At 71.6% G+C, this 16191-nt stretch carries 18 protein-coding genes and 1 tRNA gene; 9 read left to right on the forward strand and 10 right to left on the reverse strand.

What is annotated here, in order from left to right:
- Positions 1-27: 27 nt before the first annotated feature.
- On the forward strand, positions 28-2196 hold the full coding sequence (locus tag ACIBX3_RS09395) for a DEAD/DEAH box helicase (protein ID WP_397114871.1): 2169 nt from the start codon (positions 28-30) through the stop codon (positions 2194-2196).
- Positions 2197-2559: 363 nt separating this feature from the next.
- Here the strand turns inward: ACIBX3_RS09395 and ACIBX3_RS09400 are convergent.
- Positions 2560-2632 (reverse strand) — tRNA-Ala (locus tag ACIBX3_RS09400).
- Between the two features lie 75 nt (positions 2633-2707).
- Between ACIBX3_RS09400 and ACIBX3_RS09405 the strand changes: the two genes are divergently transcribed.
- Positions 2708-3613 carry an RNA polymerase sigma-70 factor gene (locus tag ACIBX3_RS09405; protein WP_397114873.1) on the forward strand — a complete coding sequence of 302 codons (906 nt, stop codon included), beginning with the start codon at positions 2708-2710 and terminating at the stop codon, positions 3611-3613.
- On the opposite strand, the gene ACIBX3_RS09410 is transcribed toward ACIBX3_RS09405, so the two are convergent.
- The 7 genes from ACIBX3_RS09410 to ACIBX3_RS09440 form a co-directional block, all read right to left on the reverse strand.
- Complete coding sequence (locus tag ACIBX3_RS09410) at positions 3610-4140, reverse strand: Clp protease N-terminal domain-containing protein (RefSeq protein WP_397114875.1); 531 nt, start codon at positions 4138-4140, stop codon at positions 3610-3612. The genes ACIBX3_RS09405 and ACIBX3_RS09410 overlap by 4 nt on opposite strands.
- A 3-nt stretch (positions 4141-4143) precedes the next feature.
- Positions 4144-4359, reverse strand: a complete 216-nt coding sequence (locus ACIBX3_RS09415; RefSeq protein WP_397114877.1) for a helix-turn-helix domain-containing protein — start codon at positions 4357-4359, stop codon at positions 4144-4146.
- Between the two features lie 50 nt (positions 4360-4409).
- The gene (locus ACIBX3_RS09420; protein WP_397114879.1) at positions 4410-5624 is read right to left on the reverse strand and encodes a CynX/NimT family MFS transporter; all 1215 of its coding nucleotides are present in this window, start codon (positions 5622-5624) and stop codon (positions 4410-4412) included.
- 149 nt (positions 5625-5773) lie between these two features.
- Positions 5774-6376 (reverse strand): SRPBCC family protein, encoded by a 603-nt coding sequence (locus ACIBX3_RS09425; protein WP_397114881.1) that lies wholly within the window; start codon positions 6374-6376, stop codon positions 5774-5776.
- Between the two features lie 31 nt (positions 6377-6407).
- Complete coding sequence (locus tag ACIBX3_RS09430; RefSeq protein ID WP_397114883.1) at positions 6408-6818, reverse strand: hypothetical protein; 411 nt, start codon at positions 6816-6818, stop codon at positions 6408-6410.
- Positions 6815-7177, reverse strand: coding sequence for a hypothetical protein (locus ACIBX3_RS09435; protein ID WP_397114885.1), 363 nt, complete (start codon positions 7175-7177; stop codon positions 6815-6817). The genes ACIBX3_RS09430 and ACIBX3_RS09435 overlap by 4 nt, the downstream gene beginning before the upstream one ends.
- Positions 7178-7188: 11 nt before the next feature.
- Positions 7189-7899, reverse strand: coding sequence for a TetR/AcrR family transcriptional regulator (locus ACIBX3_RS09440; protein ID WP_397114887.1), 711 nt, complete (start codon positions 7897-7899; stop codon positions 7189-7191).
- Positions 7900-7971: 72 nt separating this feature from the next.
- Here ACIBX3_RS09440 and ACIBX3_RS09445 point away from each other — a divergent pair, with 72 nt between their 5' ends.
- A complete protein-coding gene (locus tag ACIBX3_RS09445) occupies positions 7972-9297 on the forward strand; it encodes a DHA2 family efflux MFS transporter permease subunit (protein WP_397114889.1) in 1326 nt (441 codons plus the stop codon).
- Positions 9267-9761: a DUF523 domain-containing protein gene (locus ACIBX3_RS09450; protein WP_397114891.1), complete on the forward strand. Its 495-nt coding sequence runs from the start codon at positions 9267-9269 to the stop codon at positions 9759-9761. The genes ACIBX3_RS09445 and ACIBX3_RS09450 overlap by 31 nt, the downstream gene beginning before the upstream one ends.
- Here the strand turns inward: ACIBX3_RS09450 and ACIBX3_RS09455 are convergent.
- Positions 9758-10141, reverse strand: coding sequence for a hypothetical protein (locus ACIBX3_RS09455; protein WP_397114893.1), 384 nt, complete (start codon positions 10139-10141; stop codon positions 9758-9760). The genes ACIBX3_RS09450 and ACIBX3_RS09455 overlap by 4 nt on opposite strands.
- A gap of 82 nt (positions 10142-10223) precedes the next feature.
- The gene (locus ACIBX3_RS09460; protein WP_397114895.1) at positions 10224-10727 is read right to left on the reverse strand and encodes a hypothetical protein; all 504 of its coding nucleotides are present in this window, start codon (positions 10725-10727) and stop codon (positions 10224-10226) included.
- Positions 10728-10752: 25 nt separating this feature from the next.
- Between ACIBX3_RS09460 and ACIBX3_RS09465 the strand changes: the two genes are divergently transcribed.
- From ACIBX3_RS09465 to ACIBX3_RS09485, 5 genes are all read left to right on the forward strand, one after another.
- The gene (locus ACIBX3_RS09465) at positions 10753-11430 is read left to right on the forward strand and encodes a response regulator transcription factor (protein ID WP_397114897.1); all 678 of its coding nucleotides are present in this window, start codon (positions 10753-10755) and stop codon (positions 11428-11430) included.
- 22 nt (positions 11431-11452) lie between these two features.
- Entirely contained in the window at positions 11453-12754 is a 1302-nt protein-coding gene (locus ACIBX3_RS09470) for a sensor histidine kinase (RefSeq protein WP_397114899.1), read from the forward strand.
- A 41-nt stretch (positions 12755-12795) separates the two neighbouring features.
- Positions 12796-13824, forward strand: coding sequence for a lytic polysaccharide monooxygenase (locus ACIBX3_RS09475; protein WP_397114901.1), 1029 nt, complete (start codon positions 12796-12798; stop codon positions 13822-13824).
- A 108-nt stretch (positions 13825-13932) separates the two neighbouring features.
- A complete protein-coding gene (locus ACIBX3_RS09480; RefSeq protein WP_397114903.1) occupies positions 13933-15303 on the forward strand; it encodes a Dyp-type peroxidase in 1371 nt (456 codons plus the stop codon).
- A gap of 182 nt (positions 15304-15485) precedes the next feature.
- Positions 15486-16178, forward strand: a complete 693-nt coding sequence (locus ACIBX3_RS09485) for a GAP family protein (protein ID WP_397114905.1) — start codon at positions 15486-15488, stop codon at positions 16176-16178.
- Positions 16179-16191: the final 13 nt, after the last annotated feature.

The following is a 16191-nucleotide window of genomic DNA, read 5'->3' on the forward strand; positions in this document are numbered from 1 at the left end:
CCACGCCGAGGCGGTACTTTCTGCCCCATGGATTCATGGTCTGCCGGGGACGTACGTGACCTGTTACGGCGGGCATCGAGACTGCTCGGTGACGCGCGAGGACTCGTCGCCGAGCACGACAGGGCGGTGGCCGAGGTGCGTTCCGCGCTCGAGCCGCTGCGCGAGCGGGCGGCGAGGGCGGAGCTCGCCGCCATCCCCGTGTCCCGGCTGAAGGACGTCACGCAGGGCGGGCTGCGTTTCGGGGCGCTGGAGGAGGCCGGTTACACCACGGTGCTCAGCGTTCTGGAGGCTACGCCGTACGAGCTGCAGAAGGTGTCCGGCGTCGGGGGGAAGACCCGGTGGCAGGCGCAGAGCGCCGCCCAGCGGATCGCGCGGGCCGTGCGGGAGTCCAGCACCGCGCACATCGACGTCGAGAATCCGGACCCCGAGACCACCCGGCTGCTCGTCACCCTGCACCGGCTGGTGGCCCCGGGCCCGGAGCTGCCGCGGGCGCGCCGCACGGCCGACGAGGTCGTGCGGCGGCTCAACGGGCTGATCCCCGACGCCCGCCCCATGAGCACCTGGCTGCGCCGGCTCCTGTCCGGAAGCAAGCGCCGCGCCCGCGCGGCGCGGGCCGCCGAGCAGATCGCCGAACTGCTCGCCGACGAGACCGAGACGCGGCTGCTCATCGCGCAGGCCACCACCGACCTGCTGCGCCCGTCGCCGGATGGGACGCAGGCGTGGATCGACTTCGAGATCCGCGCCGCCGACTACTACAACGTGCTGACGGAGCTGTCGATCCTCGCGCCGCCGGACCGGGTCGCCGCCGAGGGGTTCCTGCCCGGCGAGCTGGCTGAACGGGTCAGGGAGCAAGAGCTCGACGACACCCTGCGGCGCGTCTCGCTGCGCGGCTACCAGGCGTTCGGCGCCCGGTTCGCGCTCGCCCAGGGGCGGGTGATCCTCGGTGACGAGATGGGGCTGGGCAAGACGATTCAGGCCATCGCCGTTCTCGCGCACCTGCACGCCCGGGGCACGACGCACTCGCTGGTGGTCTGTCCCGCGAGCGTGCTGATCAACTGGCTGCGGGAGATCGAGGCGCGCAGCACGCTCAAGGCCTATCGCCTGCACGGCGAGGAGCGTCCGCTGGCGCAGGCGGCCTGGCTCCAGAGTGGCGGGGTCGCGGTGACCACGTTCGACGGGCTGCGCCGGCTGGACGCCGTCCCAGAGGTGGGGATGCTCGTCGTCGACGAGGCGCACTACGTGAAGAATCCGGAGACCCGCCGTTCCAAGGCCGTGGCCGCTTGGTGCCGCCGGGCCGGCAGGGTGCTGTTCATGACCGGCACCCCGATGGAGAACCGGGTCGAGGAGTTCCGATCCCTCGTGAACCATCTCCAGCCCGGGTTGCTCGCGGCGGCCGAGGTGAGCGAGACGGTGGGGCGGGCGCGGGCGTTCCGCCGCGCGGTCGCGCCGGTCTACCTGCGCCGCAACCAGGAGGACGTGGCCACGGAGGTGCCCGAGCTGGTCCACGTGGACGAATGGGAGGAGTTCAGCGCGGCCGACGCCGCCGCCTACCAGGAGGCGGTGGAGGCGGGCGCGTTCATGGCGATGCGCCGGGCGGCCTACGCGGTGCCGGAGAAGTCGGCCAAGCTGGAGCGGCTGCTGGAGCTGGTCGACGAGGCGGCCCGTACCGGGCTCAAGGTCGTCGTGTTCTCGTTCTTCCGCGACGTGCTCGCCACGGTCGGGGACGCTCTCGGCTCCTCGGTCCACGGGCCGCTCTTCGGCGGCCTCACACCCGAACGCCGCCAGCAGGTGGTCGACGCGTTCACGGCGGCGCCGGGTCATGCGGTGCTGCTGGCGCAGATCCAGGCGGGCGGGGTGGGGCTCAACCTGCAGGCGGCCTCCATCGTGATCATCTGTGAGCCGCAGGTCAAGCCGACCGTGGAGAGCCAGGCCGTGGCCCGCGCGCACCGCATCGGGCAGGTGCGCCGGGTGCAGGTGCACCGGCTGCTCACGCCCGGCAGCGTGGACGAACGGCTGCTCCGGATCGTGCGGGCCAAGACCAACCTGTTCAACGCGTACGCCAGGCGCAGCGATCTGGCCGAGTCCACACCGGAGGCGATCGACGTCTCCGACGAGGCCCTGGCCGGCCAGATCGTCAAGGAGGAGCGGGAGCGCCTGGCCGTCGCCGAGCCGGCGGACACCGACGGCCGGGCGTGACAGGGCAGGACCGAAGCCACCCGCATCACCGCGCCATATCTGCTCGCCACCGGTGACCCTGTTCGGTCCATAGCAGTGGTCGAGCGACCGCTGGATTTGGCGAATCGCCTCGCGTTGCCCGGCTCGAGCCTCTCGTTGATACGCATGTCACAACCGGGGTCGGAATTTCCGTTGTGGCGGATTTCTCAGACATGGGAAGCATCAAGAGTTGTCACTGAACTCTCAAGATGATTCGGGCACCGTCGAATATCCCAGGTGCTGGTACCGGCGGCCCTGGTCATCGCGAACACTCCGGCACGACTGGAAACAGCGCCTGAGGTCTTTAAGCGTGAAGCGCCCCGATGAAGCCTTTTGCGGGGAGAGTGGAGCTATGGGGATTCGAACCCCAGACCTCCTCCATGCCATGGAGGCGCGCTACCAACTGCGCCATAGCCCCTTGCGATCACCAAGTGTATCGGAATCCGGAAGCACCCGTGTCACACCGAAGGGCCTGTGCTACGTCTTAGGTTTCATGTCGACCTTTGAAGACCACAGGAGCCTGCTGACGGGCGTCGCGTACCGGATCCTGGGCAGTGTCGCCGATGCCGAGGACGTCGTGCAGGAGGCGTGGCTGCGCTGGTCGAACGTGGACGAGACGACGGTCGACGACCCCAAGGCCTATTTGATCAGAGTGACCTCGCGGCTGGCCATCGACCGGCTGCGGTGGGCGAAGTCGCGGAGGGAGGCGTACGTCGGGCCGTGGCTGCCCGAGCCGATCAGCACCGAGCCCGACGTCGCCGAGCACGCCGAGCTGGCTGACTCGGTGGAGCTGGCGCTGCTGGTGGTGCTGGAGACGCTCTCGCCGCTGGAGCGGGCCGTGTTCGTGCTGCGGGAGGCGTTCGACCTGCCGTACGCGGAGATCGCCGAGATCATCGGGCGGACCGAGCCGGCCACCAGGCAGCTGGCGCGGCGGGCGCGGGAGCACGTGCAGGAGAAGCGGCCGCGGTTCGACGTGGACAAGGGCGAGCGGAGGCGGATGACCGAGCGGTTCATCAACGCCTCCGCGAACGGCGACCTCGACGAGCTGATCGAGCTTCTGTCCGGCGAGGTCACGATGGTCGCCGACGGCGGCGGCAAGGCCAGGGCGGCACTGCGGGTCGTCACCGGCGCGGACCACGTCGGCCGCTACCTGCAGTCGATCAACACTCCGGAGAGCATCGCCCGCTTCCTGGCCTCGATCGGCATGGCGGAGACCCTCGGCGTGTCCGTCGGGATGGGAGAGGTGAACAACGGGCCCGCGATCGTCATCTCGGCGGACGGCAAGGTGATCACGGTGATCTCCCTCATGGTCGCGGACGGCAAGATCGACACCGTTTACCTGGTCGCCAATCCGGAGAAGATCGCCCACCTGCGCCCCGCGACCGGGCCGGCCTCTTAGGCGGTGCGGCGGACCGGCATGCCGACCTCGCGTACCAACCGGGGGATGTCCACGCCGGCGTCCACGAGGATCCGGGGGGCGCCGTTGGAGTAGTCGGCCAGCAGCCCCCACAGCAGGTGCTCGCCCGTGACCGGCCCCGGCCGCCACAGGGCGACCTCGATCACCTTCCTGGCGTGCATGGCCAGAGGGATCTGGCCGAGCGGCCCGTACAGCGTGACCCGGAGCGGCCGCAGCCGGGAGCGCCGCAGGCTCCAGGCCCCGGGCTCGTCGGCGCCCGCCCTGGTGCGGCGGTGCACCTCGGCGAGGTCGATCCCCAGCGTGGCGAGCAACGCCCGCGCGTCGCCGGCGTCCACCCGTTCGCGCACGTCGCGCGCGGAGGCGGTGAACGACGAGAGCTCGAACGGCCGCACCTCGGCCAGCCCCAGCACCATCAGATCGGTGTCCAGGGCCGGCCGCCCGGCGTCGAGCGCGAGGATCCCTGCCCTGACCACGGCCCGGCGGGCGCCTTCTGTGAACCTGGCGAACACGTCTTACCCCCTCGTCCTGCGAGCGTGCTTGCGATGGGCGGTCTGCCGCCGAACGCCCAGCGCGTCGGCGATCTGCTCCCACGACCAGCCCTGAGCGCGGGCGTTGGAGACGTGCACCGCCTCCAGCTCCTCCAGCAGGGTCCTGAGCGCGGCCACGGCCGCGAGCCCCACTCCGGGATCTCGATCGGTGGCCGCCGCGGCCAGTTCGGTGGCTTCCATGGCGTCAGCATATGCTGACACGCCCTCGTTGTCAGCATATGCTGACGAATTCACCGAACCAGTGGCCGCTCGTCCTCCAGATAGCGGTCGCGGCCCGCGTACAGGCCGGTGAAGAGTTGCGCGACGAGGACGCCGAAGATCAGCGTGTACGGCAGCGCCCAGCCGCCCGTCATCTGGTACAACACGCCCACCAGCAGCGGACCGGCTCCGGCGATGAGGTACCCGGCGCTCTGGCCGAACGCCGACAGCGCGGCCGTGGCCTCCGGCGTACGGGTGCGCAGGCCCAGCATCACCAGCGCCAGCGGGAACGACCCCATCCCGACGGCGATGAGCACCACCCACACCGGCGCCCACGACGCCGGTCCGGCCCAGAGCCCGAGGAAGCCGGCCGTGTAGAACGCCACGAGGCCGACCACGACCGGACGCTGGTCGCGGAACCGGGAGGCGACCAAGGGCACGACGATCGAGACGGGGATGTTCAGCGCGGTGAACACGCCGAGGATCAGCCCGGCCTGCGAGGTGGTGTAGCCGCCGTCGGTGAGGATGGTGGCGAGCCAGCCGAACATGATGTACGCGATCATCGCCTGCGTGCCGAAGTAGATCGCGATCATCCAGGCCAGCTTGCTGCCGAGCATCCGCCGGATGCCCGTGTCCCGGCCGCCCGTGTCCCGCTCCGGCTCACTGCGCAGCAGCGCAAGCCACGGAATGACGGCGACGGCGGCCAGGGCCGCCCACACGCCGAGCGCGATGTGCCAGTTGCCCGAGGCACGCTCGATCGGCACGGTCGCGGCGGCGGCCAGCATGGTGCCCACCGCCAGGGCCGTGGTGTAGACGGTGGTCATGATCCCGGTTCGGGCCGGGAAGTGGCGCTTGATCAGCGTCGGGATGAGCACGTTGCCGACGGCGCCGCCGGACAGCGCGACCGCGCTGCTCAGCAGGAACACCGGGGCCGAGCCGACCAGTGACCTGACCAGCAGGCCCGCGCCCAGCGTGACGAGGGCCAGCAGGAGCAGCCGGTGCTCGCCGACCCGCCTGGCGAGAGCCGGGGTGATCGCGCCCACGCCGGCGAAGGCCAGGACGGGGAGCGTGGTGAGCAGGCCGAGACCCACGCTCGACATGCCGAGTGCGCCGGAGAGCCGGTCGAGGAGCGGGCCGACGCTGGTGACGGCGGTGCGGAGGTTGAGTGCGGCGAGGACGATTCCCAGCACGAGGAGCCAGGCGAGGGGGGTCGTTCTGCCTCTGGACTCTTGGGCGAGCACGCTCATGCGGGAAGGTCCTCCACTCATCAAATCATGGGATGAATCACCACCTTAACAGGACCGAAATATGCATTTATTCCTGACCCCCGCGAGCGTGTGTCGGGTTGGTCCCCCGGGGCCGCCCGGATTCACCGGGCGGCCGTCCGGGTGAGCCGTTACAGGATCGGGCGCGGGCCCTCCGGGGGCTCATTGCGGGGAGGGACCGGGCCGGGCGGGGGAAGGGTCTCGGAGGGCGGGAAGTCGCCGCCGCCGACCGTTCCCGGCGGCACCGGCTGGTCGCCGCCGTACGTCGACCCGCGCTGGTGCGGGCCCGGCACGTCGCCGCGCCACCCGCCCGTCTCCCCGCCCCGCGACTCGATGAACGCCTTGAAGCGCCGCATGTCGCCCACGACCCGCATGCGGACCAGCTGCAGCCAGTCGCCGGCGGTCTCGACGAAGCCCTCGGGGTCGTACTCCATCTGGAGCGTGACCCGGGTCGTGTCGTCGTCGATCCGGTGGAAGGTGACCACACCCGCCTGGTGCGGCTTGTCGGTCGTACGCCAGGCGATCCGCTCGTCCGGGTGCTGCTCGGTGATGTCGGCCTCGAACTCGCGTCGTACCCCGGCGATCTCCGCCACCCAGGCGGTACGCGTGTCGGTGAGCTGTTTGACCGACTCCACGCCTTCCATGAATTCAGGGAAGCTCTCGAACTGCGTCCACTGGTTGTAGGCCACCGCGATGGGGACCCTGACGTCTTCTGAGTGCTCGATCGTGCTCATGGGATGTGCTTCTTCCCGGGCACGCCGAGCGCTAACGCCTGCGCCGCAGCAGCCAGTACAGGCCGACGAGGGGCAGCACGAGCGGGATGAACAGGTAGCCCCTGCCGTAAGCGGACCAGACCGTCTCGTCGGGGAAGGCCGCCGGGTCGAGCAGGCCGGCGGTGCCGATGACGAGCACGCCGGCGAGCTCGATGCCGAGCGCGGTCAGCGCGAGGCGCCGCGCCCCGCGCCAGAGCGCGACGGTGAGCAGGATGTAGACCAGCGCCGCGAAAGCCGACAGCGAGTACGCCAGCGGCGCCTCGGCGAACCTGCCGGCGATCTGCACGGCCGCCCGCGCCCCCGCGGCCAGCGAGAACAGCCCGTAGACGGCGATCAACGCACGCCCGGGACCGCTGCCGATGGACGGGGCCGTGTCCCGGCCGTCCCCGCGTGGCGTGGTCACGCGACCCCCTGCCAGATCTGCAGCAGCCGGCCCGTCATCACCGCGATCGCGAACCCGGCCACGACCAGGATCGCCGACCCCCACCTGGACCGCTCGGCCAGCGCCAGGAACACCCCGGCGGGCGGGATCACGACCTCCCCCGCGAGGTAGCCCCACAGCGTGGCCTTGTCCTCGGGCCCCTCGCCCCCGGCCACCGCCGCGATCACGAACCCGAGCTGCACCAGCACGGCCACCTCGAGCAGGGCGAAGCCGACCAGCAGCACCATGCCCATCGGCCGGTCGCGGATCGCGACGATCAGGCTCACCAGCGCCAGCAGCAGCGCGCCGGAGATGACGATCGTGGAGACGACGGTGTTCATCGGAGGTAAGGCTATCGCCCGGGCAGGTCGCCCCCGATTCCGGACAGCTCCCTCTCCATGCCGTCCAGCAGCCAGCCCAGGCCCCGCTCGAAGGTGTCGCCGGCCCCCGCAACGCCCTGCTCGATCATCGGCGCCAGCCGGGGGAACTCGCCGCTCTCGACCAATTCCCTGATGTACGACTCCGCCACGGCCGCCCTCTCGGCGTCGTTGATCCCCTGCCGCCGGGGCGCCGTGCGTTCCTGCGCCTCCCTGACCACGAATCCGGTCACATAGTCGTTGTACGCCGCCAGGCACCGCCACGCCGTCAGCCGGTCGAGCCCGAGCCCGTCGAACGCGGCCAGCTTCTCCTCCACGTGCCGCAGCCCGTTGGGCCCCACGGCGATCCCCTGCGAGATCAGGTCGACCCGCCACGGGTGGCGGCGTACCACGTCCCGTTCGCGCCGGGCGCTCGTCAGCAGCGCCTCGCGCCAATCCGCGGGCGGCGGCCCGTCGGCGAGCACCTCGGCGGCGACCTCGTCGAGCATCAGCGCCAGCAGGTCCTCCTTGCGCTCGATGTACGAGTACAGCGTCATCGTCCGCGCCCCGAGCTCGGCGGCCACGCGCCTGATCGAGACGGCGGCCAGCCCTTCGGCGTCGGCGATCGCGATGGCGGCGGCCACGATCGCCTCCCTGGTCAGAGCCGGGCGGCGGGGCGGCGTGGGCCGCGACCAGACAGAACTCACGACCACAAGTTTAGTACGGCGTACGAAACTGATACGCTGTACGGCATGCGATACAGCGTACGAACTCCTCTCGTGGCAACGAGCCTGGTCGTACTCCTGGGCGTCGTCATGACCATGCTCGACACGATGATCGTCAACGTGGCGATCAACACGCTGGCCCGCGACTTCGGCACGACGCTCGCGACCATGCAGTGGGCGGTCACCGCCTACCTGCTGTCGATGACGGTCCCGGTCACCGGCTGGGCGGTGGGCCGGTTCGGGAGCAGGAACGTCTGGCTGGCCTCGCTGGTGCTGTTCGTCGCGGGCTCGGCGCTGAGCGCGGCCGCCTGGTCGGTCTGGAGCTTGGTCGCCTTCCGCGCGGTGCAGGGGCTGGGCGGGGGCCTGCTCCTGCCCGTGGGGCAGACGATGCTGGCCCAGGCGGCGGGCAAGGACCGCATGGGCCGCGTGATGGCGCTGATCTCGGTGCCGGCGATGTTGGTGCCCGTGCTGGGGCCGCCGCTCGGCGGGGTGATCGTCGGAGGGCTCGGCTGGCGGTGGCTGTTCCTGATCAACGTGCCGGTCTGCGCGGTGGCGTTGCTCGCCGCGCTCCTGCTGCTGCCCCGGGAGCCGGCGGCCGGGGCGCGGCAGCCGCTCGACGTGGCGGGCCTGGCGATGTTGTCCCCCGGGCTGGCCGCGCTGGTCTACGGCCTGTCCGAGGTGGGCAACGGGGCCTCGCCGCTGCATCCGGCGCTGTGGACCGGGGCCGCCATGGTGGCCGCGTTCACGGTGCGGGCGCTGCGGGTCCCGGGGGCGCTGGTGGATCTGCGGCTGTTCGGCGACCGCACGTTCGCTGCGGCGGTGGCCGCGCTCGTGTGCTATTCGGCCGCGATGTTCGGCTTCACGGTCCTGGTGCCGCTCTACAGCCAGCTCGCCGAGGGCGGGACCGCGCTGGACGCGGGCCTGCTGCTGGCCCCGATGGGGATCGGCGCGGCGATCACGATGCCGGTGGCGGGCAAGCTGACCGACACCAGAGGTCCGCGCGGCGTGGGCGCGGCGGGTGTGGTCGTGGCGGTGGCGGGGCTGGTGGCGTTCGTGGCGTTCGGCGGGCCGGCGCCGATCTTCGTGCTCGGGCTCGGGCACGGGCTGGTGTCGACGTCAGTGATGGCGGCCGCGTTCAAGACCCTGGAGCGGGCCGCCATCCCGGCCGCGACCACGCTGAGCACGATCGCGGTCCGCCTCGCCGCGCCGTTCGGCGTCGCGCTGCCGGCCGTGGTGCTGCAGCTGCTCACCAGGGCGGGCGCGGACCGGCCCTTCGCGTACGCCTTCGGCTGCGCCATCGCCCTGGCCGCCGTCTCGCTGGTGCCGATCGCGCTCATAGGATCGAAGACGTGGAGAGGATCCTCGTCAGCGCCTGCCTGATGGGCCGCCGGGTGCGCTATGACGGCGGCGCCAAGACCAGCTCGGACGCCTGGCTCGCCGGGTGGCGCGCGGAGGGGCGGCTGGTGCCGTTCTGCCCCGAGGTGGAGGGCGGCCTGCCGATCCCGCGCCCGGCCGCCGAGATCGAGGGCGGCGCGGGCGGGGCGGCCGTGCTGTCCGGCGCCGCCCGCGTGCTGGCGACGGACGGGTCGGACGTGACGGCCGAGTTCCTGGCGGGCGCGCAGGCCGCGCTGTCGGTCGCGCGGTCGTTCGAGATCCGGCTGGCGGTGCTGAAGGAGGGCAGCCCCTCGTGCGGCGCGCTGTCGATCTACGACGGCACGTTCAGGGGGCGTCGCATGCCCGGGCAGGGCGTCACGACGGCGCTGCTGGAGCTGAACGGCATCCGCGTGTTCACTGAAGATCACGTCCCCGAGGCCGCCGAATACCTGCGCAGCCTGGAGTCCTAGCGGACCCTGGAGACGTAGAAGGCCGCGGCCAGGCCGGCCGCCAGGAAGGCCGCGATCGTGCCGTGATACCAGATGAGCAGCGTGTTCGCCGCGGCGGCGCCCGGTCCCAGTCCGACCGCCATAATGCCCATCAGCACGCCGGCCAGCGCGGCCGCGTGCGTGTAGATCAGCCCGTCCCAGGCCCACGCCCGCCCGGCCAGCGCGCCGTAGGCTCCGGTGAGCATGGCGGCGCAGCACAACGTCTCCACGATCGTGGCAGGGATGATCACGGGCTGGCGCAGCGGGCCGAGCTCCACCCCGGCGTGCAGCAGCACGGCCGCGAAGAAGACCGCCGCGTATGTCAGGGAGAGCCCGCCCAAGGCTCTGCGCAGTGTGTCCATGGACACCACGGTCGCACCGCGGCGGCCGCCGGCCATCGTCCCCAGGGAGGCGGTCGGGGTACGACTTTCGCCGTAGAGCGGGTCAGTACTCCCAGGTGTCGGTGCGCTGCTCGTGGCCGATGCAGAACACGCCCGTGCCGTGCTCGCCCTTGACCAGATCCACCCTGATCCAGCCGTCGGCGCGGGCCACCTTGGCGGTGTAGCCGCTGACCGGGGTGGCCGACACCAGGCGGCAGCCGCCGGCCCCGATCCTGAACGCGACCTCGCCGCCCTTCACCGTCACCACCTTGAGCGCTCCCCCCGCGGGGCTCTCCGTGCGCTTCGGGGTGACCGCCTGCTTCGTGGTGCGGCGGGGCGTGGGAGTGGCGGGCGTGGGAGTGGCGGGCGTGGAGGTGACCGGCGAGGGGGTTGCGGGCGCGGGCTTCCTCGCCTGCGGCGCCGCCACGGTCCGCGCCGCGAACGGCTGGACGTCCACGTCGTCGACGAACTCGCTACGCAGCACCCCGCGTACCCCGAACCAGGACACCGACACGGCGATCACGGTGGCTCCGCACCAGATCGCGACGTAGCGAAAGGCCCGGCGCATGGGAGGCATTGTACGGTTGGGCCGCATGGCGACGGTTCTCGTAGTGGAAGACGACGAATTCGTCAGATCGGCGATCATCCACGAGCTGGGCAGGCGGCAGCACGCCGTCCGCAGCGCGGGCTGCGCCCTGGACGCGCTCAGGGAGATCTCGCAGCGCCCGCCGGACGCCGTGATCCTGGACCTCGGCCTGCCGGACCTGGACGGCTCCGAGGCGCTGCGGATGGTCCGCGGCGTCTCCGACGTGCCGGTCATCGTGGCCACGGCCCGCGACGACGAGGCCGAGATCGTCCGGCTGCTGCGGGCCGGTGCCGACGACTACCTGGTCAAGCCGTTCTCCGGCGACCACCTGAGCGCCCGGCTGGACGCCGTGCTGCGCCGCGCCAGGTCCGCGCCCGCGCCCCAGACGCTCCGGGTCGGCGGCCTCGTCGTGGACGTGGGCCGGCGCGAGGCCGCGCTCGACGGCGGGCCGCTCTCGCTGACCAGGCGCGAGTTCGACCTGCTCGCCTACCTGGCCGCGCGCGCCGACCGGGTGGTCACGCGCCAGGAGCTGCTGACCGAGGTCTGGCGGCAGGCGTACGGCGATGACCAGACCATCGACGTGCACCTGTCGTGGCTGCGGCGCAAGCTCGGCGAGAGAGCCTCCCAGCCGCGCTACCTGCACACCGTCCGCGGCGTCGGCGTCATGCTGTCGGCGCCCCGATGAGTGCGCACGTGAGGGGGCCGCGATGAGGCGGACACTCGCCGTCCTGATGGTCGCGGTCACCTCGATGGTCGCGCTGGCCTTCCTGGTGCCGCTCGCGCTGATCGTCAGGGAGACCGCGCAGAGCAGGGCACTGGCCGGGGCCGAGCGGCAGGCGTCCGCGCTGGTGCCGGTGCTGGCGCTGACGACCAGGAGTGCCGATCTCGGGCACGCGATGGCCCGTACCGAGGCGGGGCGGCGCGGCCTGCTGGCCATTCACATCAAGGGTGGCGCCGCGGCCGGGACCTCCCGCGCGCCCGCCGCCGAGGTGGCCAGGGCCACCGCGCAGACCAGGGCGAGCACGGTCGAGCTGCCCTCGGGGTACGCGCTGCTGCGGCCCGTCGCGCTGGACGGCGACCGGGGCGCCGTGATCGAGGTGTTCGTGCCCGCCGACGATCTCAACCGGGGCGTGTTCTCCTCGTGGGCGGTGCTGACCGGGGTGGCCGTGGTGCTGGTGGCCGGGTCGGTGCTGGTCGGCGACCGGCTCGGGGCCCGGGTCGTACGCGCCGCGCGCCGGCTCGGCACGGCCGCGACCGCCCTGGGCGCCGGCGACCTGAGCGAACGCATCTACCCCGACGGGCCGCCGGAGCTGCAGGCGGCGGCGACCGCGTTCAACTCCATGGCCAACAGGGTCACGCACCTGCTGGCCGCCGAGCGCGAGCTGGCGGCCGATTTGTCGCACCGGCTGCGCACGCCGCTCACCGCACTCCGGCTGAGCCTGGACCACCTCGGGCCGCAGGCCGAGCCCAGCAGGCAGGCGCTGGCCCGGCTGGAGAGCGAGGTCGACACGGTCATCGCGGCAGCCCGGCGGCCGTCGTCGCGGGCGGCGCGGGCGTGCGACGCGGCGGAGGTGCTGCGCGAGCGGCTGGCGTTCTGGTCGGCGCTCGCCGAGGATCAGGGGCGGCCGTGGGAACTGACCGGCGCGACGCTGCCGGTGAGGGTGCCCGTGCCGGCGGGCGAGCTGACGGCTGCCGTGGACGCGCTGCTCGGGAACGTGTTCCGGCACACGGAGGAGGGCACGGCGTTCGGCGTCACGCTGCACGAGGGGCAGGACACGGTGGGGATCCTGATCTCCGACGCGGGCCCCGGCATCCTGGATCCGGAGGCGGCGCTGGAGCGGGGTGCCAGCGGCAGCGGGTCCACCGGGCTCGGGCTGGACATCGCGCGGCGGCTGGCCGAATCCACCAGTGGCACGCTGCGGCTGGATCGGTCGTCGTTGGGCGGGGCGCAGGTGCAGTTGTGGATCCGTACTGAAAAGGCATCTAAGCCAGCCTTAAAGGACGCTTAAGCCCGATATTTCGCGCTTTCGGGTGGGTCAAGGTGGTCCGCATGCAGATCAACCGCAAGGCGTTCGTCGCCACCACCCTGGCCGCCCCCACCCTGCTCGTGCTCGCCGTCGCCCCTGGCGCGGCCCACGCGCACGGCACCATGAGCAACCCGCCCAGCCGCACCATGGTCTGCTACAGCGAGGGCCCGGAGAACCCCAGGTCGGCCGCGTGCAAGCAGGCCGTGGCGATCGGGGGCACCCAGCCCCTGTACGACTGGAACGAGGTCAACATCGCCGACGCGGCGGGCCGGCATCGCCAGATCATCCCGGACGGCAGGCTGTGCAGCGCGGGCCGGGACAAGTACCGCGGGTTCGACCAGGCCCGCGCCGACTGGCCGGCCACGACCATGTCGAGCGGCGCGTCCCACACCTTCAGGTACCGCGCGACGGCTCCGCACAAGGGCGGCTTCGAGCTGTACATCACCAAGGACGGCTACGACCCGGCCAAGCCGCTGAAGTGGGCGGACCTGGAGGCCAAGCCGTTCCACACCGTGCAGAACCCGGCGGTGGCCGACGGCTTCTACACGATGACGGCCAGGCTGCCCGCCAAGCAGGGACGCCACCTGATCTACGCGATCTGGCAGCGCAGCGACAGCCCCGAGGCGTTCTACTCCTGCTCGGACGTGGTGTTCGGGCAGAGCAACCCGTCCCCCGCGCCGACGCCGGCGGGCACGCCGACCGCGACCCCGAAGCCCACGCCCACCAGCACGCCGACCGCGCCCCCCAAGCCCACGCCCACCAGCACGCCGAAGCCCGGGGACGGCGCGCCGGCGGCCGTCAACGCGGGCGTCGGGGTCGCCCCCGCGACCGTCGCCGTGGGGCAGCCGGTGCAGGTCACCGCGGTGTGCGGCGGCTCCCAGGTCAGGGCCGTGGTCTCGAACGCGTTCGCCACGCCGCGGAACCGGCCCGGCACGCCGGCGGCCACCTGGTCGCCGAGTCTGAAGGCGGTCAAGGCGGGCACGTTCCCGGTGACGGTCCTTTGCAGGAACGGCGGCATGGCCAGGACCATGCTCACGATTTCCCACCACTGAATCGGGAAATGCAACCGACCTCTTTCCCGGGAAACTTTCCCCGCCCGCCAGGAGTCGTAGAAGTGGGGGCTCGGGGATTCATTCCATAACGGGGAAAGGGACTCGGCAATGCCAGTCGACCTGAACAACGAACAACCCCTGGCCTGGGATTCGGCCACGATCGACGCGGACACCAAGGCGATGCTGGACAATCTCCAGCCGAATATCCTGCGCGCTCACGTACGTGAGCACCTGTCCGTTCTGTTCGTCCGGTTCAACGACGTGGCCGAGGGCAGGGCGTTCCTGCGGCACATCGCGACCACGAAGATGAAGTCGGCGCGCAAGCACCTGCAGGAGGTGCGCGACTTCGCCGCGAGCGGCCGCCGCGGCACCCCGTACGTCGGCATCGGCATCAGCAGGGCCGGATACGTCGACCTCGGCCACTCGAACGACGACCTGCTCAAGTTCCGCGACAAGGCGTTCCGCGACGGCATGAAGCGGCGGACCGCCGAGGTGAACGACCCGTCGGTCGATCAGTGGGAGTGGACCTTCCAGCGGGAGATCCACGCCGTCATCCTCATCGGCGACGACGAGCCGGACACGGTGGCGGCGCTGCGCGAGGAGATCCTCGGCGAGCTGCCGGAGAGCGCCCGGCTGCTCGGTGAGGAGACCGGCCAGGGCTTGCGCAACCCCGCCGGGGACGGCATCGAGCACTTCGGGTACGTGGACGGCCGCAGCCAGCCGCTGTTCCTGAAGGACGAGGTGGACAGGGAGCCGAAGAAGCGCTGGGACCCGGCGTTCCCGCTGGCCAACGTGCTGCTGCCGGACCCGCTCGCGCCGAACCCGGTCCGCCACCACGGCAGCTACCTGGTGTTCAGGAAGCTGGAGCAGAACGTCAGGGCGTTCAAGGAGATCGAACGGAACCTGGCCGACGGGCTCGGCCTCACCGGCGCCGACCTCGACCGGGCGGGCGCCATGCTCGTGGGCCGCTTCAAGGACGGGACGCCCCTGACCAGCAAGGCGAAGGCGGGCGGCGGGCCGGTGGCCAACGACTTCACCTTCGACGGGGACGACGGCAGCAAATGCCCGTTCAGCGGGCACGTGCGGAAGACGAACCCCCGGTCGTTCGGGCGTGGGGTCCTCATGGCCAGGCGCGGGCAGACGTACGGGGAGCGGATCGACGAACCGTGGGACGACTCGCCGCCCGAGTACCGTCCCAGCGGGGAGGTCGGCCTGCTGTTCATGGCGTTCAACGGCAGCCTGATCGACCAGTTCGAGTTCACGCAGCAGACCTGGGCCAACAACCCTGACTTCGAGAACCCGGCGACCGGTCACGACCCGGTCATCGGCCAGGGGGACCGGGACATCAAGGTCGCCTTCCCCAAGGTCTGGGGCAAGCCCGAGATGTCGCCTCCGCAGGCACAGGTGGCGCAGACGGTCACGATGAAGGGCGGCGAGTACTTCTTCGCGCCTTCGCTGGCGTACCTGCGCAACCTCTGATCCATGAGCCGGCCCGCGCTCCGGTGAGTCCGGGAGCGCGGGCCACGAGGCGCGCGTTCGAGACCGGCCCGCCGCACCGCCCGGTCTTGCTCGTGGGGTGACGGCGGGTGCATCGAAGGATGTACGCCAGGTTCGATCCGCTGGAGGAGGTATCCACAGGCCGGGACCAGCAAGATCGTCGTATGACAATCGGACTGATGCTCACCCTCGCCGCCCTGGCGGTGGTCGACAGCACGAGCTTCGGCACCCTGGTCATCCCCGTCTACCTGCTGCTGTCCTCGGAGCGGTCCAGGGTGTCGCGGCTGCTGATCTATCTCGGCACCATCGCGGCCTTCTACTTCCTGGTCGGCGTCGCGCTGATGCTGGGGCTGTCCGCGGCCGTGGACGCCTTCGGCGAGGCGCTGCGCAGCCGTCCGGCGTACTGGGCGCAGCTCGTGCTCGGCGTGGGACTGTTCGCGGTGAGCTACCGGTTCGACCCCAAGTGGCGAGCCAAGCGCGGCAAGCCGGAGCGCCGGTTCGAGCCGCGGACGGGCGGACCGCGGGTGATGGTGCCGCTGGCGCTCACGGCGGGGGTGATCGAGGTGGCCACGATGGTGCCGTACCTGGCGGCCGTCGGCATCATGACCACCTCCGGCCTGGCCACCGGGCAGTGGTTACCGCTGCTGGCCGGCTACGTGTTCGTGATGATCCTGCCGCCGCTGGCGCTCATGGGGCTGCGCGGGCTCGCCGGGGCCTGGCTGGAGCCCAAGCTGGAAAGGCTGCGGGCGTGGCTGACCAAGCACTCGGCCTCGATGGTGAGCTGGACGCTGGCGATCGTCGGCTTCCTGCTGGCCCGGGATGCGGCGGTCTACCTGTTCTTCTTCCCGCCCTCCTGACGCCGGGCTCCCG

Source organism: Nonomuraea sp. NPDC049480 (assembly GCF_044465905.1).
Classification (GTDB): domain Bacteria; phylum Actinomycetota; class Actinomycetes; order Streptosporangiales; family Streptosporangiaceae; genus Nonomuraea.